At 55.0% G+C, this 21675-nt stretch carries 19 protein-coding genes; 11 read left to right on the top strand and 8 right to left on the bottom strand.

Features of this window, described 5'->3' with window-relative positions; translation table 11 throughout:
- The first annotated feature begins 18 nt into the window (after positions 1-18).
- The 3 genes from purF (at position 19) to CU041_RS16375 (ending at position 2855) form a co-directional block, all read left to right on the top strand.
- Positions 19-1479 (top strand): amidophosphoribosyltransferase, encoded by a 1461-nt coding sequence (gene purF / locus CU041_RS16365; RefSeq protein WP_068518619.1) that lies wholly within the window; start codon positions 19-21, stop codon positions 1477-1479.
- Complete coding sequence (locus CU041_RS16370; RefSeq protein WP_101247715.1) at positions 1476-2189, top strand: SDR family NAD(P)-dependent oxidoreductase; 714 nt, start codon at positions 1476-1478, stop codon at positions 2187-2189. Before purF ends, CU041_RS16370 begins: the two co-directional genes overlap by 4 nt.
- Before the next feature lie 177 nt (positions 2190-2366).
- Positions 2367-2855, top strand: coding sequence for a c-type cytochrome (locus CU041_RS16375; RefSeq protein WP_233433144.1), 489 nt, complete (start codon positions 2367-2369; stop codon positions 2853-2855).
- A gap of 111 nt (positions 2856-2966) precedes the next feature.
- Here the strand turns inward: CU041_RS16375 and der are convergent, their stop codons facing one another.
- The 3 genes from der to CU041_RS16390 form a co-directional block, all read right to left on the bottom strand.
- Positions 2967-4505 (bottom strand): ribosome biogenesis GTPase Der, encoded by a 1539-nt coding sequence (der, locus tag CU041_RS16380; protein WP_068518621.1) that lies wholly within the window; start codon positions 4503-4505, stop codon positions 2967-2969.
- A 110-nt stretch (positions 4506-4615) separates the two neighbouring features.
- Complete coding sequence (locus tag CU041_RS16385; protein ID WP_228196610.1) at positions 4616-5950, bottom strand: PQQ-like beta-propeller repeat protein; 1335 nt, start codon at positions 5948-5950, stop codon at positions 4616-4618.
- 68 nt (positions 5951-6018) lie between these two features.
- On the bottom strand, positions 6019-6669 hold the full coding sequence (locus CU041_RS16390; RefSeq protein ID WP_068518623.1) for a DUF2659 family protein: 651 nt from the start codon (positions 6667-6669) through the stop codon (positions 6019-6021).
- A gap of 528 nt (positions 6670-7197) precedes the next feature.
- On the opposite strand from CU041_RS16390, the gene CU041_RS16395 reads away from it, so the two are divergent.
- The 3 genes from CU041_RS16395 (at position 7198) to CU041_RS16405 (ending at position 8951) form a co-directional block, all read left to right on the top strand.
- On the top strand, positions 7198-7623 hold the full coding sequence (locus CU041_RS16395; protein WP_068518624.1) for a hypothetical protein: 426 nt from the start codon (positions 7198-7200) through the stop codon (positions 7621-7623).
- Positions 7624-7794: 171 nt separating this feature from the next.
- Positions 7795-8151, top strand: coding sequence for a DUF2794 domain-containing protein (locus tag CU041_RS16400; RefSeq protein ID WP_068518625.1), 357 nt, complete (start codon positions 7795-7797; stop codon positions 8149-8151).
- A 35-nt stretch (positions 8152-8186) separates the two neighbouring features.
- Positions 8187-8951, top strand: a complete 765-nt coding sequence (locus tag CU041_RS16405) for a tetratricopeptide repeat protein (protein ID WP_233433145.1) — start codon at positions 8187-8189, stop codon at positions 8949-8951.
- Positions 8952-9028: 77 nt separating this feature from the next.
- On the opposite strand, the gene CU041_RS16410 is transcribed toward CU041_RS16405, so the two are convergent.
- Together CU041_RS16410 and fliN are read right to left on the bottom strand one after the other, a co-directional pair.
- Entirely contained in the window at positions 9029-11377 is a 2349-nt protein-coding gene (locus CU041_RS16410; RefSeq protein ID WP_101247716.1) for a glucose/quinate/shikimate family membrane-bound PQQ-dependent dehydrogenase, read from the bottom strand.
- 179 nt (positions 11378-11556) lie between these two features.
- A complete protein-coding gene (gene fliN / locus CU041_RS16415; RefSeq protein WP_068518627.1) occupies positions 11557-11859 on the bottom strand; it encodes a flagellar motor switch protein FliN in 303 nt (100 codons plus the stop codon).
- Positions 11860-12085: 226 nt separating this feature from the next.
- Between fliN and CU041_RS16420 the strand changes: the two genes are divergently transcribed.
- Both CU041_RS16420 and CU041_RS16425 read left to right on the top strand, forming a co-directional pair.
- Complete coding sequence (locus CU041_RS16420; protein WP_101247799.1) at positions 12086-13201, top strand: PLP-dependent cysteine synthase family protein; 1116 nt, start codon at positions 12086-12088, stop codon at positions 13199-13201.
- Between the two features lie 148 nt (positions 13202-13349).
- Entirely contained in the window at positions 13350-14126 is a 777-nt protein-coding gene (locus CU041_RS16425) for a hypothetical protein (RefSeq protein WP_101247717.1), read from the top strand.
- A 62-nt stretch (positions 14127-14188) separates the two neighbouring features.
- On the opposite strand, the gene CU041_RS16430 is transcribed toward CU041_RS16425, so the two are convergent.
- A complete protein-coding gene (locus CU041_RS16430) occupies positions 14189-14632 on the bottom strand; it encodes a hypothetical protein (protein ID WP_101247718.1) in 444 nt (147 codons plus the stop codon).
- Between the two features lie 143 nt (positions 14633-14775).
- A complete protein-coding gene (locus tag CU041_RS16435; RefSeq protein ID WP_101247719.1) occupies positions 14776-15279 on the bottom strand; it encodes an Hsp20/alpha crystallin family protein in 504 nt (167 codons plus the stop codon).
- Positions 15280-15611: 332 nt separating this feature from the next.
- Between CU041_RS16435 and CU041_RS16440 the strand changes: the two genes are divergently transcribed.
- The 3 genes from CU041_RS16440 (at position 15612) to CU041_RS16450 (ending at position 19795) form a co-directional block, all read left to right on the top strand.
- Positions 15612-16706 carry an NADH:flavin oxidoreductase/NADH oxidase gene (locus tag CU041_RS16440; RefSeq protein WP_101247720.1) on the top strand — a complete coding sequence of 365 codons (1095 nt, stop codon included), beginning with the start codon at positions 15612-15614 and terminating at the stop codon, positions 16704-16706.
- 171 nt (positions 16707-16877) lie between these two features.
- On the top strand, positions 16878-17879 hold the full coding sequence (gene dctP, locus CU041_RS16445; RefSeq protein WP_170310280.1) for a TRAP transporter substrate-binding protein DctP: 1002 nt from the start codon (positions 16878-16880) through the stop codon (positions 17877-17879).
- Complete coding sequence (locus CU041_RS16450; protein ID WP_101247722.1) at positions 17879-19795, top strand: GGDEF domain-containing protein; 1917 nt, start codon at positions 17879-17881, stop codon at positions 19793-19795. Before dctP ends, CU041_RS16450 begins: the two co-directional genes overlap by 1 nt.
- Before the next feature lie 221 nt (positions 19796-20016).
- Here the strand turns inward: CU041_RS16450 and groL are convergent, their stop codons facing one another.
- The gene (groL, locus tag CU041_RS16455; protein ID WP_068518635.1) at positions 20017-21672 is read right to left on the bottom strand and encodes a chaperonin GroEL; all 1656 of its coding nucleotides are present in this window, start codon (positions 21670-21672) and stop codon (positions 20017-20019) included.
- Positions 21673-21675: the final 3 nt, after the last annotated feature.

Raw genomic sequence — 21675 nt, forward strand, 5'->3', positions numbered from 1 at the left:
AGAGAGCGGAACCCACTCATGCTGACCACCAATCCATTTGATGACGACAAGCTACGTGAAGAATGTGGCGTCTTTGGCGTTTTTGGTACCCCGGATGCTGCTGCACTGACGGCCCTTGGCCTTCATGCATTGCAACACCGCGGACAGGAAGCCGCCGGTATTGTTTCCTATGACGGCGAAGATTTTCCCGCTCATCGGGCCTCGGGCCAGGTTGGCGATATCTTTGGCTCCGAAGATGTGATCAAAAGCCTTCCCGGCCACCGTGCAGTTGGCCATGTCCGCTATTCGACAGCTGGCGGCAAGGGGCTTCGCAACGTGCAGCCACTTTTTGCCGATTTCGAATTCGGTGGATTGGCGATTGCCCATAACGGCAACCTGACCAACTCGCTTGCGGTGCGTGATCGTCTGGTCAAGCGTGGTTCGATCTTCCAGTCGACCTCGGATACGGAAACCTTCATTCATCTGATTGCTACCAGCCTGTACGAGAAGATCGTCGATCGTCTGATCGATGCGGTACGTCAGGTCGAAGGCGCCTATTCGCTGGTCGTCATGACCCAGAAAAAACTGATCGGTGTCCGTGACCCGCTTGGTGTCCGTCCGCTGGTTCTGGGCAAGCTCAATGATGCCTATATCCTGTCGTCGGAAACGGTCGGCCTTGATATCGTTGGCGCGGAATTCATCCGCGACGTCGAACCGGGCGAAATCGTTGAAATTACCGAAGACGGTCTGCGGTCGATCAAGCCGTTCAAACCGGTCAAATCGCGCTTCTGCATTTTCGAGCATGTCTATTTCGCCCGCCCCGACAGCATCGTCGAAGGCACAAGCGTCTATGACGTGCGCAAGAATATCGGTCGTGAACTGGCCCGTGAGTCCGCAATCGAAGCCGACGTTGTCGTGCCGATCCCGGATTCCGGTGTTCCGTCCGCATTGGGTTACGCCGAGGAAAGCGGTATTCCGTTCGAACTGGGCATCATTCGTAACCATTATGTCGGCCGTACCTTTATCGAACCGACCGACCAGATCCGCCACCTTGGCGTGAAGCTGAAACATAACGCCAACCCCGGCAAGCTTAAGGGCAAGCGCGTTATTCTGGTCGATGACTCGATCGTGCGTGGTACGACTTCGACCAAGATCGTTGATCTGGTCCGTCAGGCCGGTGCGGCAGAGGTGCATATGCGCATCACAAGCCCGCCCACGACCAACCCGTGCTTCTATGGTGTCGATACCCCGTCCAAAGACAAACTGATGGCGGCAAATCACGACATCGAAAGCATGGCCAAGATCATCGGCGTCGACAGCCTTGCCTTTGTCACCATTGACGGTCTGTATCGTGCGACCGGTCTTCCGGGCCGTGACAATGACAGCCCGGCATTCTGTGATGCGTGCTTTACCGGCGATTATCCGATCCGGCTTACCGATCACAATGCCGAAAACAAGGACCGCAAGCTGAGCCAGCTGGTCGAAAGGCAGTCTGCATGACCGATACAAAGCGCCTAGAAGGACGCGTGGCACTGATTACCGGTGCCTCGCACGGGATCGGTTACGCGGTTGCCAAACGTTTTGCTGCCGAAGGCGCACAGGTCATTGCGATTGGTCGCAATGTCGGCGCGCTTGAAGAACTCAGCGACGAAATCACCGATGCCGGCGGCAAGATCAGCTTGCTGCCGCTTGATCTGACCATGTTCGAAAAGGTCGATGCCATCGGCCCGACCATTTATGAACGGTTCGGCAAGCTTGATATCGTGGTTGGCAATGCGGGCCTTCTGGGCGAAATCGCCCCGGTCGGCCACATTGATACCCAGGTTTTCGACAATACGGTCGCAACCAACGTTACGTCGAATTTCCGCCTTATCCGCACGGTTGACAAGCTGTTGCAGCTTTCTGATGCCGGGCGTGCGATTTTCGTGACCTCGAACGCCTCGGCCAAGGGTCGTGCTTTCTGGGGGCTTTATGCCGCCACCAAGGCCGCACTTGAGGCCCTTGTGCTGTCCTATGCCCAGGAGCTTGAGGAAAGCAAGGTCCGCGTCAATCTGATCAATCCCGGTCGTATCCGCACCAAGATGCGTGCCGAAGCCTATCCGGGCGAAGATCCCGAAACACTGCCCACGCCCGACAGCATCACCGATGTGTTTGTCGATCTGGCAGAGGCCAGTTGCACCAAACATGGCGAAGTGGTCAACGCGTATTAAGCATTCCACATACCGCACCGACAAAGGGCCCCGAACGGGCCCTTTTTTTGTGTTCCTGTTGCGGAATGCAGATTTTCAAAACAATTTTTATGTCCACGACATCAAGCCATTGCGCTTGAGTACCAAGGACCGATAGCATGTGCCCCCAGCAGACACTTATCTGACATAGGGACGCCGATGACACAGGCCTTGAATTTCCGCTTTATTCCATCCTTGGGCACTGTTGCGATTGCCGTTGCCATCGGGGCTGTCATCACCATCAGCACCGTCGATGATGCGCGCGCAACCGACCATAATGGCGCGTCCATTACATTGCCTGAAATGAATGCGGCACGCGGCAAGGACCTGTTTGCCGAACGCGGCTGTGTTGTCTGTCATTCCGTCAACAGTGTCGGCGGTAATATCGGCCCAAGTCTTGATGCGTCGAACATGAATATCGCGCGTGAGCCGTTTGAATTTTTTGCCAGCATGTGGCGCGGGGCCGAGCAGATGCTCCATCTTCAACAGGCCGATCTCGGATATCAGATTGATTTTTCCGGTCAGGACATCGCCGATATTTTTGCCTTTGTTCAGGACGGCGAAATCCAGGAACGATTTACCGAGGATGACCTGCCCGACCATATCCGTGACATCATTGATAACGGCCCGTCGATCCCGCAAAACTGATCTGAGAAGGCAGATGCGTCAAACCGCATGACGCCCGCCAAAAACGCAGCAAAAAGCCGCCCCTGATGATCAAGGGCGGCTTTGATCGTTCTGGGACAAGAAATCCGGGAACTAGCGTTTCTTTTTCTTGTTGGCATAGGGGTTGTCACTGCTGCGCAGATAGATACGGATCGGAACGCCCGGCATATCGAAATCTTCACGCAGACCGTTGATCAGATAGCGCGTATAGCTTTCGGGCAATTCGGCCGCCTTGGAGCAGTTGATAAAGAAGCTTGGCGGACGCGATTTCGCCTGGGTCATGTAACGCAGACGGATGCGACGCCCGGAAATGACCGGCGGCAAATGGCGTTCGGTGGTTGCTTCAAGCCAGCGGTTCAACTGTGATGTCGGGATGCGGCGGCTCCAGATATCGTGGATATCAAGAACTGTCGGCATCAGACGATCGGTACCACGCCCGGTCAGCGCGGAGAAAGTCAGGACAGGAATGCCTTTGGCCTGGGCAAAGGACACGTCAAGCTTGTCACGCAGTTCCTGCATGACGCCTGCCTTGTCCTTGATCGCATCCCACTTGTTGACCGCAATGATCAATGCACGGCCTTCTTCAAGCACCATGCGCGCAATCGTCAGGTCCTGCTTGTCAAGCGTGTTGGTCGCATCAAGCATCAAAACAACGACCTGCGCATAGCGGATCACGCGAAGGGTATCGGCAACCGACAGCTTTTCAACGCGGTCATCGATTTTCTTTTTGCGGCGCATCCCGGCGGTATCGACCAGACGGATCGGACGCCCTTCATAGGACCAGTCGACCGCGATCGAGTCACGGGTCAAACCGGCCTGCGGGCCGGTCATGACGCGTTCTTCACCCAGCAACTGGTTCAGAAGGGTCGATTTACCGGCATTCGGGCGGCCGACGATGGCCAGCTGGATTTTGGAGTTATCGCGCGCCCCTTCGACGATCAGTTCGCCATCTTCGTCTTCGTCATCTTCGCTGAATTCGATTTCATAGGACGGGAATACTTCGCCCTCGTCATCGGCAAAGCCATCGGGATCAATCAGATCATCGACATCGTCATCAGCTTCCTGTGCGGCATCTTCCAATGCCTCGATGGCAGCTTCGCGGGCATGTTGCTTGGCAACGCGCTGACGGTGTTTCCATTCGTCCCAATGCGGTTCAAGAATGTCATACAGAAGCTCGATGCCGAGACCATGCTCGGCCGAGATCGGGGCGACATCGCCAAGACCAAGGCCATAGGCCTCGTAAAGGCCGGGATCCTGGTCCTTGCCTTCGTGTTTGTTGGCAATGACGTAAACCGGCTTGTGGCGTTTGCGCAGCCAGTCGGCAAAGTGGTTGTCAAGCGGGGTCAGTCCCGCACGCGCATCGATCAGGAACAGCGCAACATCGCATTCCTCGAACGCTTTTTCACTTTGCTGGCGCATCATGCCTTCGACGGAATCATCGAATGCTTCTTCCAGACCGGCGGTATCGATCACGTCAAAAGACATATCGCCCAGACGTGCCTTGCCATAGCGGCGGTCACGGGTGACCCCGGGCTGATCGTCCACCAGGGCCAGCTTTTTGCCGACCAGACGGTTAAACAGGGTCGACTTCCCGACATTGGGGCGACCGATAATGGCAACTTTAAGCGACATCTGACTTTCAGACTCTCGTTATAAAAGGCGTTATGCGCCGACGGCTTTCACTGCCCTCGGCGCATCGCAAATCCTGCAAGGTAACCTTGCCTAATGTTCGAACTGACTGATCAGCGATATGCGATTAGATCGGCATCCGCAGTCAGGAAGTAAAGGCTGTCACCCGCAACCGAAGGCGGCAATGTGATCGGCCCGGAAAGTTCATCCTTGCCGAGAATGTCACCGCTATAAGGGGAAACAGTCATTACTTCGCCCTGCTCGTTACCTACGATCAACCTGTCACCGACCAGTACCGGACCTGTCCAGACAATCGGCTCTTCCTGGTCTTCGGGATCGACAAAACGTGGCAGAACCGTCACCCATTTAACCTGTCCGGTCTTCCGACGCAAGGCAATCAGATCATTTGTATTGGTTAGCAGGTATACGTAATCGCCGGCCACCCATGGTGACTGGATGCCACCGGCCTCAAGTTCCCAGACGCGATAGCCGGTCCGAAGGTCAATCGCAACCGTCAGGCCCGAGTTGCTTGTGGCAATCACAAGGTCATTATCAATCACCGGAAGGCCGCGGATATCGGCGATTGCCGAAACGGCATCGGTGCGCCCGGCCCCGGCAAGAGCATCAGACCAGATCACCTGCCCGTTTTCCACACGCAGCGCATACATCTCGCCCGTCGAATAGGCCGAAATCACAACGCCCTGATCCACCGCCGGGCTGGCACCACCGATAAAGGCCGCACCCTCGGCTGCACCGCGATGGTTCCAAAGCGTTTCCCCGGTCAAGGCATTGAGCGCGATGGTCTGGTTATCGACAGTGATGGCAAAGACACGGCCACCACGGACGGTCGGCGCAGACCGCATCGGGGCGCTGACCTGGGTGCGCCACAGAACCGTGGCACTTGGCGCATCAATGGCAATGATTTCGGCAAAGCCGGTGGTGGCATAGATAATGCCGCCCTCATAGGCCAGACCGCCGCCCAGAAGCGTGCTGTCTTCTTCGTCTTCCGGTGCCAGTTCAAGCGACCAGATTCGTTTTCCCGAATTGGCCGCAAAGGCACGGACTTCCGCACTGGCATCAATGGTAAAGATCACGCCACGTGCAATGATTGCCTGATTAAGCAGAAGGTTGTCATCCATCGAACCTTCGCCGATATCAATCGACCAGTCCTGCTTAAGAACATCATTATCCAGACCGACATGATGCAAGGCATGGCTTGGAATGCCGCCATTCTGAGGCCAGTCGACCATCGGTTCGGGTTCCGGAAGAACAACACGCTGATCAGACAGATCGATATCAGGTTGAACCGTGCTTTGCAGGGCCAGAACCGAAATGCGTTCCCCGGGCAATGGCGGTTCTTCGGTGCCGCCAAGCCAACCCGAACACCCGGCCAAAAGGCCCGTCATCCCCATAACGCACAGAAGTGACTTAATACCGCGTGTGGTCAAAACCGTTTCCCCTGATTCAAGCTGTCATCACGGTGGCCGGGAAACCCGGCCCACCTTGCTGGTCGCAGTTAGGCACCAACGGCCTTGAGAAGTTCACTTGCCCGTGCGCGCATGCCTGACGGTGCTTCGTTATCGTCGGCAATTTCGGTCAGAAGCGGCTTGGCCGCATCGATTTCGCCCGCGGCAATATGCAGCAGCGCAATCATTTCGCGCGCCGAGTAATACCAGGTGTTTTCCGGAACCGCGATCGGCTCAAGCCGGGTGATCAGTTCCTGGGCATTGCTTTCATTGGCGCTGTTCATGGCAATCTGAACAACAGCCAGGTCACGATAAACCTGATCGATGTCGGAATTGCCGGCAACCGCTTCAAGTTCGGTCACAGCCGACGGGGTCGCCCCAGCGCGCAGATAAACAGCCGCTTTCTGGAAATGGCCCAATGCAACAAAACCGGCATTGCCTTCGGCGATGATCGCATCAAGCGCCTCAAGGGCGGCATCCTGTTTGTCTTCACCGGCATTTGCCAGTTCAACAGCATTGGCAAGGCGGGTACCATTTTCGATGCTGGTGCTGTGTTCATAGGTTTTCCAGCCTTCACGCCCGGCAACACCCAAAACAATCACAGCAGCAGTGCCGATGACATATTTCCCGTATTTGCGCCACAGCTCTTCTGTGCGTTCGCGCTTCAGGTCTTCTTCGACTTCCTGGAAAATATCAACCACGAAAACGGCTCCAATCCGGTCACAATAAAGCGGGCAACCTGCCCGCTTATCTGAATTAATTCTGGCAAGGATTTAACGCGCCAGCACGCAAGGGGTCAAGTCTGCACAAAGCCAATCCGGGCATTCGGTCGATTATTTTGCCCCATTGCCGTTTTTCAACCCGATCCGGGCGTCTTTGTCAGCCCCGTGATCGGATAACAAAGACCGAATTTGCGGCAAAAACGCGGCGCGGTTTTGATTTAATCCCCCAAAGCGGTAAGAATTGCCTGCCAGCGCCATTATTCCCACGCATCGGCACGATATCGACGCTCTTGCGCCAATGTGCGCCAATACTTGCCCGCGCGCCATATCCGGCATATCGCGCGGCAATGCCGGCAAAAGCCCCTGAAAACAAACCCGACACCGCCCATATGACAAAAATGATCCTTCCGTTGGGCAATTCGGCACAGTGATTGCTTTGATAAATCCAAGGGAACAGATTTCACACTGTCACCGGTCAAATTTGCCCGGTGGATGGACGGAGACACCATGAAACGTCGTCAAAAGGTTCAAAACCGACAGGATGCCAAGCGCGTCATTCGACAGCGCATACTGGCCGGGTTGTTTGCCACTTTGCTTGGAACCGGGGTATCAGGCTGTAGCACCACCATGTCCGATGTTGTCGGGACCAGCCTGTTTACCGGCGGGGAATGGTATCTTGCCTTTGACGTTGTCAGCATCATCAACACCGACAAAACCCTGATTGACCATATGGTTTCGCTTTCAACCGGTCAGGATTGCTCAACCATTCGCAAAATTGACGGCAAGTCCTATTGCAAAAAGGACCCGGTACCGGAAACGCCGCTTTATTGCTATCGCACCCTGGCCGCTGTCAGTTGCTATCGTACGCCCGATCCCTATAACACCGGGGCACAAACCGTTGACTGGCCGCCGACCCGTTCGCGCAGCCTCTAGGGCATAATTCACTGAATTATCTGGGATAATCAAACCGGTCACAAATAGTGTGAACCGGTTTTTGTCCATTGCAACTTGAGACGCAAGGCAATCCACGCTACCGTGTCATATGGCTGTCATTTTCCGTTCCCGGATTGTAACAGCCAGACGACCACATTGCCGGAGAATCACATGGGAACACTGTTCGATTTGGCAAAATACCGCAAAGCCAAAAGCTTTGTGCATTTTGACCGGTCCGAACTGATGCGACTCATGAATACCTATTCCCGTCAGGTTGCAAGCGGCGCCTGGCGCGATTATGCGATCGACCATCTGGACGGGATGGCAATGTTTTCGATCTTTCGTTCCACACACGAAACACCGCTTTTCACCGTGATCAAACTGGGCAGCGAACACAAGAATGCCGGCCAGTATCTCGCGCTTCACAGTGGCGAGCGGATCAAACAAAGTTCCGATATCAGCAACGTGCTAGAGGCCATCGAAAAGCGTGCGCGCAAGGTCGTTCCGCTGTTTAAAAACAATTCCTGACACCCTTCCTCATAACAGCGGACAAAGATAAGAACGTGCGTCCTTCTGCCTTGAAGCTGGTCAGACGGCTGATGATTGCGGCCCTGATCGGCGTAAGCTTTGCGGCCATCCCCCACCCCGGACAGGCGCGCCAAATGAGCCGCGACTACCAGACCGGCTATTATGCCTATCGGTCCGGTGATTTTGAACAGGCCCATGACTACTGGCGATCGGCCGCGCAAAAGGATGATCCCTATGCGCAATATGCGCTGGGATTGCTGTATTATCGCGGGGATCTGGGTCAACCCGACTATCAGAACGCGGCAAAGTGGTTCAAAAAGGCCGCACGCGCCAATCATGGGGGTGCGATCTATTATATCGGGCTTCTCTATTTTAACGGCCACGGCCTGCATTATGACCAGTTTCGTGCCACCGAATATTTCAAACGTGCGCTGAAAACCGATCCGGGAAACGGCGATGCGGCCTATTTGATCGGCACACAATATTTCCATGGGCGCGGCGCACGGCAAAACTTCATCGAAGCCGCCCACTATTTTGAAATCGGCGCCAAGGCCAATAATCACGCCGCCCAGTTCATGTATGGCGCATTGCTTGAACGTGGCTGGGGTGTGCCGCAAAATCTTGCCGATGCTTATTACTGGCTGCGCCGCTCCGCAAACGGGCCGATGACCTTTCCCGAAGGTGCCAACGAGGCCGAACCACTTGATCCCCAGTCGGCCATAGACGCACTGGAACCAAGATTAAGCATCGAGGAAATTCAGCAGGTCGAAAAACGCCTTGCCGGTGAAGTGCCCTGGTAAGAGGTCGGCTTGTGCTTGCCGGCACGACTGACGACACATAAGACACGGGCACCTGCAAAACAGGTGCCCGTGTGATCCTATTTCGGAAGCTTGTAGGCAATCACATAATCGCCCGGCTTGGTACCAATCGAACCATGACCACCGGCAACGATCAGCACATATTGCGTGCCATCATCGGTTTCATAGGTCATCGGTGTTGACTGACCGCCCGCCGGAAGACGGGCTTCCCAAAGCTGATTGCCATTGGCGGCGTCATAGGCACGGAAATAGTTGTCAACCGCAGCCCCAAGGAAGGCAACACCACCCTTGGTCAGGATCGGACCACCAATCCCCGGCACACCGACTTGGAACGGCAAGGGTAGCGGGGTCATGTCTTCGACCGTGCCGTTTTTATGCTTATAGGCAATCTCGCCCGTGCGCAGATCAGCACCGGCCACATAGCCCCACGGCGGTGCCTGACACGGGATACCAAGCGGTGACAGGAACGGTCCCATTTCCACGGCATAAGGGGCACCTTCATTTCGGTTAATGCCCATTTCACTGGCCTTTTCGCTGCCGCGGGGCGGAACGGCATCACGCGGGATCAGGCGCGATGTAAAGGCAAGATAGGTCGGCATGCCGAACATGATCTGGCGTTCGGGATCAACGGCGACACTGCCCCAGTTAAATGTTCCGAAATTGCCGGGATAGACAAGCGTCCCTTCCAGCGACGGCGGCGTATAGCGACCCTCATATTTCAAACCATGGAACGCGATACGGCATGCCAACTGATCAAACAGGGTAATGCCCCACATATCCTTGCCCGTAAGCGGTTCGGGCATGAATGTCAGCCCCGATACCGGTTGGGTCGGTGCTGTGTGATCTTCGGGAATGGCCCCACCGGGTGCCGGCACCTCGGTTACCGGAATGATCGGATCGCCGGTACGACGATCAAGAACATAGATATCGCCCTGTTTGGTCGGCCCGACCAGTGCGGGAACGGTTTCCCCGTCTGGTGTGGTGATATCAAGCAAGGCCGGCTGTGCAGGCACATCCATGTCCCAAAGATCATGATGCACCGTCTGGCGCACCCACTGCACCTGCCCGGTTTCAAGGCTTAGCGCCACAATCGACGATGAATAGGTTTCCACATTTTCATCGCGGTTCATGCCCAACTGATCGGGAACCTTGTTCCCCAGCGGCACATAGATCATGCCAAGTTTCTCGTCCGCACTTGAAACAGACCAGCTGTTGGGTGAATTGGCGGTATAGGTCTGATCATCCGGGATCGGTTCGGTTTGTTCCGGATTTCCGGAATCCCAGTTCCAGACCAACGCGCCGGTATTGATGTCATATGCGCGAATGACGCCCGATTGCGATTTGGTCGAATAGTTGTCATTCACGGCCCCGCCAATGATGATTTTGCCATCAGCAGCAACCGGCGGCGACGTCGAATAATAATACCCCGCCGGGTTATAGGGCATATTGGTTTCCAGATGCACGGTCCCTTCGTCGCCAAATGACGGGCAAACATCGCCCGTCCGGGCATCAAGCGCAATCAGACGCGCATCCGATGTCGGCAGGAACACCCGTTCGGTACAGGGGCCGGTTTCGGTCGTGGCAGGATCCATGTAATAGGTCACCCCGCGACAGGTCTGATGCTGCCGGTCGGGATTTTCCGGAACACCCGGATCAAATTTCCATTTTTCCTGTCCGGTTTTGGCGTCAATCGCAATCGCCCAGCTATGCGGGGTGCAAAGATAAAGCGTCTCGCCCACCTTAAGCGGGGTCACCTGATAGGTTGTTTCAGGCACATCACTTTCGCGTTTTAAATCGCCGGTCTGATATACCCAGGCCTGTTCGAGTGACGCAACATTCTCGGTCGTGATCTGATCAAGCGGGGAATAACGCTGCCCATACGGGGTACGACCATATTGATGCCAGTCACCATCGGGGACCGTCCCGCCAAATTGCGGATTTTCCGCCACCACATCTGACGGAAGATTGCCTTCGATTTCGTTGGGATTGTTCAGCATGGAATAGACCGCAACGATCACGGCAATCACGATGCTGCCTTCAAGCACAAAGGAACGCTTCGCATCTGTTTCCAGCGATCCATTGTCCGTTGGCGCAGCAACAAGTGTCTTGCGAAACACCGGCGTTATCAGCCAAAGACCAATCACGACAATCAGTCCGCCACGCGGGGCCAGTTGCCACCAGTCAAACCCGGTTTCCCAAACAGCCCAGGCCAGACTTGCCAATAAAAACGCACCATAAAACGGCAACAGAACCGGTTTACGCGCAAAGGACAAATACGCTGCCAACAGGAAAGCCAACCCGGCAAGCGCGTAATACCAACTCCCTCCGACTGCAATCAGCCAGGCACCACCAACGGAAAGTGCCAGACCGATCAGAGCCAGAAGGCCTGATGTCAGAAGATTAATCATGAGATAGCCCTCGGCTAAATGAGTTCGCCAACTGCCACAACAGACAGTGGCCGGACTGCGGGGTTTAAAAGGGGTTTAGGGATAAACGCCTGCGAACCTTACAAGTTCCTTCGCATGACAAAATGCCCGCCATCAGCCGAGAAACGGCGGGTTTGCTTCATAACGCTGCGGTCAGAATTTTAGTGATGGGTCTCGATGATAGTACCGGTCTTGACGACTTCGGTGATGGTCACGCCCAGATTTTCGTCAACCACGACAAGTTCGCCACGCGCAACAAGCCGGTTATTGACATAGATATCAACAGGCTCCCCGACCCTGCGATCAAGTTCAAGCACCGCACCACGGGTCAGACGCATCAATTGCGCAACCTGGATCTGGCTTTTGCCGATCACGGTCGAAACGCGCACCGGCACGTCATAGGCCGCACCGATTTCAGATGCACCATGTCGTGTGGAAAACGGATCTTTGTCGTCATCAGCCATGATTTTCGGGCCATCCAGTCAGGTCGGAAGAATCGGGAACCTTGTATCCTAGAGGTTAGCTTTGAAAAAAGTGTTAGCAAGCCCAATCTCCTAAAAAACTGGTGATTGCAGAAATGTATCGACACAATTTCACTGTAGTTTTTTGTATTATAATCCCCTACACAGATGCCCATTGCCGATCCGCACAGGTCGAAACCACGTGATTCAACAGATGTCAGGAACCAACATGACATATGACCGCCAATGGGTGGCAGACGCCATCAGCATGATCGAAGCTGATTTCAATCGTTCTGCCGATACACATCTGATCCGTCTTGATTTGCCAAAACTTGATGGCATCGGGCTGTATCTGAAAGATGAATCGACCCACCCGTCGGGCAGTCTGAAACACCGTCTGGCGCGGTCGCTGTTTCTGTATGGATTGTGCAATGGCTGGATCACCCGGGACACCCCGATTATCGAGGCATCAAGCGGGTCAACCGCCGTATCAGAAGCCTATTTTGCCCGTCTGCTTGGCTTGCGCTTCATTGCCGTGATGCCGAAATCGACCTCGCAGCAAAAGATCGATCAGATCGCCTTTTATGGTGGCGAAAGTCATCTGGTTGATCACAGCGGCCAGATTTACGAAGAGTCCCAGCGTCTGGCCCGTGAACTTGACGGTCACTACATGGATCAGTTCACCTTTGCCGAACGGGCTACCGACTGGCGCGGCAATAACAACATCGCCGAAAGCATCTTTGACCAGCTCAAACGCGAACCCCATCCGGTGCCGCGCTGGGTTGTGGTCGGGGCCGGCACGGGCGGCACATCATCGACCATCGGCCGTTATATCCGGTATGGACGCACATTGGGCCAAGGGTGCGAGCTCTGCGTCGCCGATCCTGAAAACTCGGTCTTTTATGATGCATATGAAACGGGGGACTGCTCGGTCACCGGAACGACAGGGTCACGGGTCGAAGGCATTGGCCGCCCGCGCGTCGAACCCAGCTTCAACCCGACCGTGGTTGACCGGATGTATCGCATCCCTGATGCCGCAAGCTTTGCTGCACTTCATTATCTCGAACGGCATCTTGGCCGACGCTGCGGCGGATCGACCGGCACCAACCTGATTGCGACCCTGTCACTGATCACTCAAATGAAAAAGGCCGGGCAATCCGGATCGGTTGTGACCTTGCTGTGCGATGGCGGGGATCGTTATCGCGACACCTACTACAACCCGGACTGGATCAAGGCGCAGAATATCGATCTCGCCCCATGGATATCGGCCCTTGAACAGTTTGATGCGACCGGACTTTTTGAAATGCCGCTCGATCACAAGATCGGTTATAGCAAAACCGGATAAGCATGCGCTTACAAGCGACATCACATTTCCAAGGCCGGGTTGATCACGAACCCGGCCTTTTGCTTTTGCCCGAACCGGTTCGCCGGTTTCTCACAGTTTCATTGTCTCTCCGTCGGAATGCATCGCACTGAATCAAACGAGGCATGTCATGACAACAGAGAAAATTGGCGGCATAGAGCTTTATATCGAGAATGTGGACCTCGAAAATTCCGGGCGGACACAAAAGGTTTACGGGACGAATTGCGCGGATGATTTCTGGGCTTTGCTGTCAAATGAACGCTCTGCATTTGCCTATGTCGACTATCTTTGGGTGCCGCCGGACCTCAAACGCAACACATCCCAAAGCAACCGGGCCCTGTATGCATGGCGTGGAGATACACGAAGCCCCGACGAGATTTTTGGTCATGGCTTTTCACGCCGCGGCACATCCCCGGCAACGCCCGCCATTGTCTATCGCAAAGGCGATCAGGACCTTGCGCATTACACGGCCGTATGCCTTTCGGGGACGCATGAAATCGGCGCCCTTTTCCCGCCCAAGGTTCCCGGTCAGCCGGAACCGGCTGCCGAAACATGGGTTTATTGTGTACGATTACAGGGATACTGGTGCCCGACCTATTCGATCCAGCAGAACGTCTTTAACAATGCCGCCAGGTTCGGGGCGACCGAACGCCAGATGGCGCGACAGAACCTTTATGCCCGTGAACTTGCGGTTCTTAATGTCCCCTATAAGGACGTCGTTGCCGCCATACGGGTTCGCCGTGATTGGGCTGGTGCGGGATATGATGCGGGCGGAACTTTTACCTATCTCGAACTCAGAAAGAACCAGTGGGCAACAACGGAAAACAAAGCCTTTGCCGACCGCATCGGGAACTGGTTGACGAACAACCACCTGATCAACACCCAAAGGGCGCTGCCTACCCCGTAACTAAAAACATGGCGGGTCCGGGCAATGCTGTCCGGACCCGCCAGAAAGAACGTGACACCGGATCAGGATGCGACCAGCGCACCAGATGCAAGGGTATCTTCAAATCCTTCGACCGATTGCTCATAACCGCTATCGGTCTTGTTTGTACCGACCAGCTTTCCCGATAGGTCTTTGAGACTGGATAAAAGTGTCTGATCACGTGCCTGCTGTTCTTCGGCCTTCTTGCGCAACTCTGTCTGATTGACAGCAGCCTGCCGTGCGATCCAGGCAGCATCATCCTTGGCAAGCTTTTTAGCCGTCGCCTCGCCGATGATGATCGCGCCGGAAATTTCGCTTTGCGCGACGGACACTTCTTTGCCACCTGTTTCGACTGCGGTGCAGCTTTGTGCGACACGACTGGCAATGGCGCAAAGCTGATCGGTCTGGGTTTCGGTTCGAAAAGATGCAAGATCGGCCCTATACGCCGTCGCATAATCATTGGCCAGATCGCCAAGTGTGCTGCTCATCTCAGGGTCTCCTTTGATAGTGTGGATACACCAGAAGACGGGCAGCCCGGTCACCATGTGAGGAGCCGGATAAAAAAAGACGGGCGGTAAAAACCGCCCGTCAGGCAACACAGGGAAAGCTTCTCAGGGAGGAGAGACAACACTTAGCCGCTGACAGTAATCTTGCGCGGCTCGGGTTTCTGTTCCGCTACTTTGGGGAGAGTAAGGACCAGAACACCGTTCTTGAATGATGCGGTAATGTTATCAACATCAATCGTATCATTCAGGCGGAACGACCGTTTGAAGCTGCCATAGCTGCGTTCGATGACGCGGGCACCTTCGTTTGATTCACGGGTGGATTTCTTTTCACCGGTGATGGTCAGAACACCTTCAAGGACCGACACATCAACATCATCCTGTTCCACACCGGGAAGTTCGGCGGACAGTTCGATATGATCATCGGTTTCGTGAACATCGATACGCGGGTTCAAAAGGGTTTTCGCGGCTTCGTTGTCATCGGCAAAAGCCTGTGACGCGGTTACGCGATCCCCAAAGATCGAACCGATCATGCGATCAAAATCACGGGAAATAAGCGAGAAAGGATCACCATAGGTCGGTGCAGATGCAAGACGACGTGCGGATCCATTAAGAGTCTGAAGACCAGTCATAATTACCCTCCGTTACAGACGAGTATTCTTGCGCCATCAGTCCAGACCAGGCTGCAACCTTGACGCGTATCGGGGCACCATGCCCCTTTGCAAACTTGAGATAGAGCACAGGAAATTTTCCGCAAGTGGGCCGGCACATTTTTTTGATATTTTTTGCAGCCCGCCCTGATCGCGCCCCCTGTATCATCCCCGATCGCTTCCACCTAACCCGTTAAACAGCCTGTCATTTTTGACAAAATCCAAAACAGAGACTGGCACTCCCGTGTCTGGCGGATTAGCTTCTTTGCATTGTTTGTCGGTCCGAAGACCGACCTCCCTGATAAGGATGATCCATGAGTACTCTTTTTTCACCGCTGTCACTTGGCAAGCTGGCCCTTGATAACCGCGTAATCATCGCACCGATGTGCCAGTATTCCGCAGATAACGGCAAAACCACCGACTGGCACCCGATGCATCTGGGCAACCTTGCCCAGTCCGGTGCGGGATTGCTGATCATTGAAGCAACTGCTGTCGAACCGGAAGGCCGGATTACCTATGGCGATGTCGGACTTTGGGATGACGAAACCGAAGCCGCCCTTGCCAAAACCATTTCCGCTGTGCGCAGCCATTCCGACATGCCGATTGCCATTCAGTTGGCCCATGCCGGGCGCAAGGCATCCTGTGAAAAGCCGTGGCTTGGTGGACATGCCATTGATCCCGACCATGCCAATGGCTGGCAGGTTTGCGCACCGTCGGCTGTTCCGTTCCGTGATGGTGACCCGATCCCCGAAGCTCTGAGCAAATCGCGGATTTCCGAAATCGTGCAGGCATTTGTCGAAAGCGCCAAGCGTGCTATTCGCATCGGCTTTGACGCGATTGAAATTCACGCGGCACACGGATATCTGCTGCATCAGTTTTTGTCACCGCACGCCAACAAGCGTGACGACGAATATGGTGGATCGTTTGAAAACCGCACCCGCCTTGTTCTTGAAGTCTATGACGCCCTTCGCGCTGAAGTCGGTACCGACTATCCGCTTGGCATCCGTATTTCGGCAACCGACTGGGTTGATGGTGGCTGGGATATCGATCAAAGCGTCGAACTGGCAAAGCTTCTTGAAGTACGCGGATGCGACTTTATCGATGTGTCTTCCGGTGGCCTGCATATTGATCAGAAAATCCCGCTTGGCCCGAACTATCAGGTCCCGTTTGCGGCCCGCATCAAGGCCGAAACCGGCATGACCACCATCGCTGTCGGCCTGATTACCGAAGCAGAACAGGCCGAAGCCATCATCTTTACCGGTCAGGCCGATGCCATCGCCCTTGCGCGCGGTATTCTCTATGATCCGCGCTGGCCATGGCATGCCGCGGCAACCCTTGGCGCCGAAGTCAAAGCAGCCCCGCAATATCTGCGCTGCCAGCCACGCAGCCTGAAGAAACTGTTCGGCTGATCCCCGTCGGGTAAAGCCCCATCCGCAAAAACTAGACGATCGGATAGGTTTTCTTGATGTAGGTCAAGGCTACCTATCCGACCTTTCCCCTACTTTGGCAACATTCTGAAATCATTCAAAACAGCGCGCCTTTTACACGGTGCCTGCCAATTTCTGCCAAGGACCAGGAACGTGAAATCTGTATTGCGCGCACTTGTTATCGCCTGTTGCATGACGCTGACTGTCACTGGCGCGCGCAGTGCCGAAATCCTGATTTCGACCGAAAACACTGCCGATCATTTCCAGACCATTTTCCTTCAGAAATTTGCCGCAACCCTGAATTCCGAGATATCCGAACACAGGTTTCGGGTCATTCATTCGGCCCAGGCCTTCAAGGACCGCGACGTCGCCGAGGCATTATCGACCGGACGGATCGCAATGGCCGCCCCGGGCATCTGGCACCTTGGTCGATTTTCGGCCGACCTCAATGCGCTTTTATTGCCCAGCTTCATGGGGCTCGGCTCTGCCGATGTGCGCAAGATTGTCGATGGCGATTTCGGAACGCGATTGAACCAGTCCCTTGAAAAGAACCTTAATGTCCGGGTTCTGGGAAGGTGGCTTGATCTGGGACCGGCCCATATTTTTACCCGCAACGTCGCGGTCAATCATTTCGGGGACCTTCGCGGATTGCGCATCCGTTATGCCGGGGGCGAAGGCAATGCCTTGCGGCTTAAGGCCATGGGGGCCATTCCTGTGTTGATCCCCTGGCCCAACGTTCCCGACGCCCTTGATCGCAAGGAAATAGACGGTCTTCTAACCACCACCAGCACCGTGGTCAGCGCCGCCCTTTGGAAGCACGGCATTGCCCATGCGTTTCTGAGCTATTCCTATTATCCGTTTTATGTGCCGCTGATTTCCCATGATGTCTGGGCCCGGCTGAAACCGGCAACGCGTGATATCATCTTGCAGGTCTGGGAAGATATGATTGATGACGGCCGGAAACTGGCGGTCACGCACCAACAGGCATCCCTGATTACCGCGGCACAAAACAATATCGACATTGCCGACCCGGGTATGGCTGAACGCCAGAAGCAGCGCCTTGTGCTGCTTGCCCATCAGGGGGAACTCGCCGCGACAGCAGGCATATCGCAATCTGCCGTTCGCACCCTGACCCAGATCGCGGGACAACCGTAATGCCGGTAAAAACCACATATCCTGGCTGGCGGCGCATCCTTGACGAACAGTTCCTGAGCGTCTTTTTGTCGATCGGATTGCTCCTTGGCGTGTTGTTCCTGATGGCCTGGCAGACGGTCTCAGAACGGCAAACCGCCCGTCAGCGTGCGATCGATACCACCGGCTTTGCCATCACCACCTATGGCGACAATCTTTCAAGCATCCTGATCAAGGCTGACAACACCGCCCTGATGGCGGCACGCGAAGCAGTGATTGTTCCCGATTTTGATCTTGAACGTCATCTGTCAACCATGATCAAGGATGACAACAATCTGGTCGGGTATATCCTGCTTGATGCGGCGGGCAGGATTGCCCATGACTTCACATTTTTTGATTTTGATAAAACCGTCCTTCCGGTTTCGGAAATCATTGCACGCCATCGCGATGACTGGATCGAACCGGCCTTTCGCGCCACATCGACCCTTGGCCTGAAATCTGGATATCTTGCTGTTGAACGCGGCATCTGGTCGCCGAACGGTACGTTTCTTGGCGTGATAGTGATCTTTCTGGCGATTGAAAACCCGTATGAGGACACGCCGCTTGAACGGTTCCTTGCCGGCTCACGGATGCGGGTTGCGACCCTCAATACCGATGATCTTCTGGCCGAAGTCCAGTCACCCCATATCGGAACTACCGACTGGTTTTCCGCCCGTCAGGAAGAAGCATTCTGGGATCTGAATGCCGACAGCGACAAGATCGATATGGGGGGTGTTGCCCTGTTTGGGGATTTTGTGCTGGCGCGCAAGAACCTTGATGGTCTTCCGATCACCATTTACATGCAGGTGCCGATCAACAGTTTCATGGGTAACTATGACACCACCCGTCAGACCGCGCTGATTGCATCGGGCGTGGTGATTGCCGTGACCCTGTTTCTGTTTTTGCAAATCCGCATTGACCGCAAGACCAAACGCCGCAATGAACGCAAGCGCCTTGAACTCGACAAGCGGCTGCAATTCGCCCTTGATAGCACCGGTCAGGGTCTTTGGGACTGGGATTTCGCCAAGCAGCAGGGATACTATTCCGATAACCTGTACCGGTTGATGGAAATCCATCACGGCGAAGTCTGCCTGACTTTTGACAGCTTCAAGGACCGCATTCACGCCGATGACCGCAAACAATTCGATGCAGCCATCGCCGAACATATCAGCGGCAACAAACCGGCCTTTGAAATAGAAGTCCGCATGCATGTCGGATCGGAAGATCAGTGGAACTGGTTCCATCACAGCGGGTCGGTCATTGAATGGGACCGCAATCGCGAACCCAAACGGATGATCGGCCTGCTCAAGAACATCCACCATCAGAAACTCAAACGGATCGATCTTGAATTCAAGGCCCGCCATGATCCGCTAACCGGGCTTTTGAACCGCACCGCCTTCGAGGATTATGCCCGTCGTGTTCATGCCTTGTCCCTGCGCACCAACCGGCCTTATTGCATGGTGATGCTCGATATTGATCACTTCAAAAAGGTCAATGACACGTTCGGACATGATTGCGGGGATATTGTTCTGAAACGGATATGCGACATAACATCACGCGCCCTGCGGTTTGAAGAGGAAAAGCTGTTCTTCCGGCTTGGCGGCGAAGAATTCGTGATCTTGCTGCCGCAAAATGATTGTGCTGCCGGGGCTGCTGTGGCCGAACGTATCCGGAAAAATGTTTGTGCCGAACCGATCCTGGCGGATGGCCATCACATCGACATCACCATCAGCGCCGGTGTTGCTGCCCATCGCGACAGCGAACTTCCCGACATCACGCTAAGACGTGCCGACTGGGCCCTTTATCAGGCCAAGAATACCGGCCGCAACCGGGTATATCGCGCGCCGGGTACCACCGATGTCAGCTTCCCGGATCCCGAGACCATGCGCAACACGGTGTAGTGATCTGTTGACCTGAGCAAACGGGATTTTGCCGCCCTATAGCAAACGTCCCCTTGAACAGGTGCGTTACGCCCCACCCGACCAGATACTGCTTGCTGGCCCGACATCACGCGCCGCGTTTCATGCCCCTGTCTGGTCGCAAACATACGAAATTCCCCAACAGAAAAGGGCCCCGCAAATGCGGAGCCCTTCCTGTAGTGCAAGGTCGGTAGGTGTAAGGCTTAGAAGCCCATGCCACCCATGCCGCCCATACCACCCATGCCACCCATGTCAGGTGCGCCGCCAGCCGACTTGTCTTCCGGCTTTTCAGCGATCATGCATTCGGTGGTGATCAGCAGACCAGCGACCGATGCTGCGTCCTGCAGAGCAGTACGAACAACTTTGGCCGGGTCGATGATGCCAGCTTTGATCAGGTTGGTGTATTCGCCTTTCTGGGCGTCATAACCGAACTCGACGTCGTCCTGCTCAAGCAGTTTGCCAGCAACAACCGCGCCGTCTACGCCAGCGTTGGTTGCGATCTGACGAACCGGTGCCTGAAGGGCACGGCGAACGATGTCAACACCGATGGTCTGGTCATGGTTTTCACCTTCGAGACCTTCGAGCGCCTTGACCGAGTACAGCAGAGCCGTACCACCACCAGCAACGATGCCTTCTTCGACAGCCGCGCGAGTTGCGTGCAGAGCATCGTCAACACGGTCTTTACGTTCTTTAACTTCGATTTCCGAAGCGCCGCCGATTTTGATCACTGCAACGCCGCCAGCGAGCTTCGCGAGACGTTCCTGCAGTTTTTCACGATCGTAATCAGAGGTGGTTTCTTCGATCTGGGCGCGGATCTGACCAACACGTGCTTCGATCTGTGCTTTCTCACCGGCACCATCAACGATGGTGGTTTCTTCTTTGGTGATGGTGACAGATTTCGCGGTGCCGAGCATATCAAGCGAAACGTTTTCCAGCTTGATGCCGAGATCTTCGGAGACAACCTGACCACCGGTAAGGATGGCGATGTCTTCGAGCATTGCTTTACGACGGTCGCCGAAGCCCGGAGCTTTAACAGCAGCGATTTTCAGGCCACCGCGCAGCTTGTTGACAACCAGGGTTGCCAGAGCTTCGCCTTCGATGTCTTCAGCAATGATCAGAAGCGGCTTGCCGGACTGAACGACCGACTCAAGCAGCGGAAGGATCGGCTGAAGCGAGGAGATTTTCTTGTCGAACAGCAGGATGTACGGAGCATCCATTTCTGCGACCATTTTCTCCGGGTTGGTCACGAAGTACGGCGACAGGTAACCACGGTCGAACTGCATGCCTTCGACAACGTCGAGTTCGGTGTGCAGGCCCTTGGCTTCCTCAACGGTGATAACGCCTTCGTTGCCAACTTTTTCCATGGCTTCGGCGATCATTTCGCCAACTTCACGGTCACCGTTTGCAGAGATGTTACCAACCTGTGCGATTTCGTCGCGACCGGCAACTTTACGTGCACGGCTCTGGATGGATTCGATGACTTTTGCGGTTGCAAGATCGATACCGCGTTTCAGGTCCATCGGGTTCATGCCGGCAGCAACGGACTTGTTGCCTTCACGAACGATTGCCTGTGCCAGAACGGTTGCGGTCGTGGTGCCGTCACCAGCCAGATCGGCGGTTTTCGACGCGACTTCGCGAACCATCTGTGCGCCCATGTTTTCGAACTTGTCGGTCAGTTCGATTTCTTTGGCGACCGAAACACCGTCCTTGGTTACGCGCGGCGCACCAAAGGATTTTTCGATAACAACGTTACGACCTTTCGGGCCGAGCGTCACTTTGACGGCATCAGCGAGAATGTCGACACCGCGCAGCATTTTGGAACGTGCGTCGGTGGAGAATTTTACTTCTTTAGCAGCCATAAT

The organism is Thalassospira povalilytica, from assembly GCF_002844235.1.
GTDB classification, from domain to species: domain Bacteria; phylum Pseudomonadota; class Alphaproteobacteria; order Rhodospirillales; family Thalassospiraceae; genus Thalassospira; species Thalassospira povalilytica.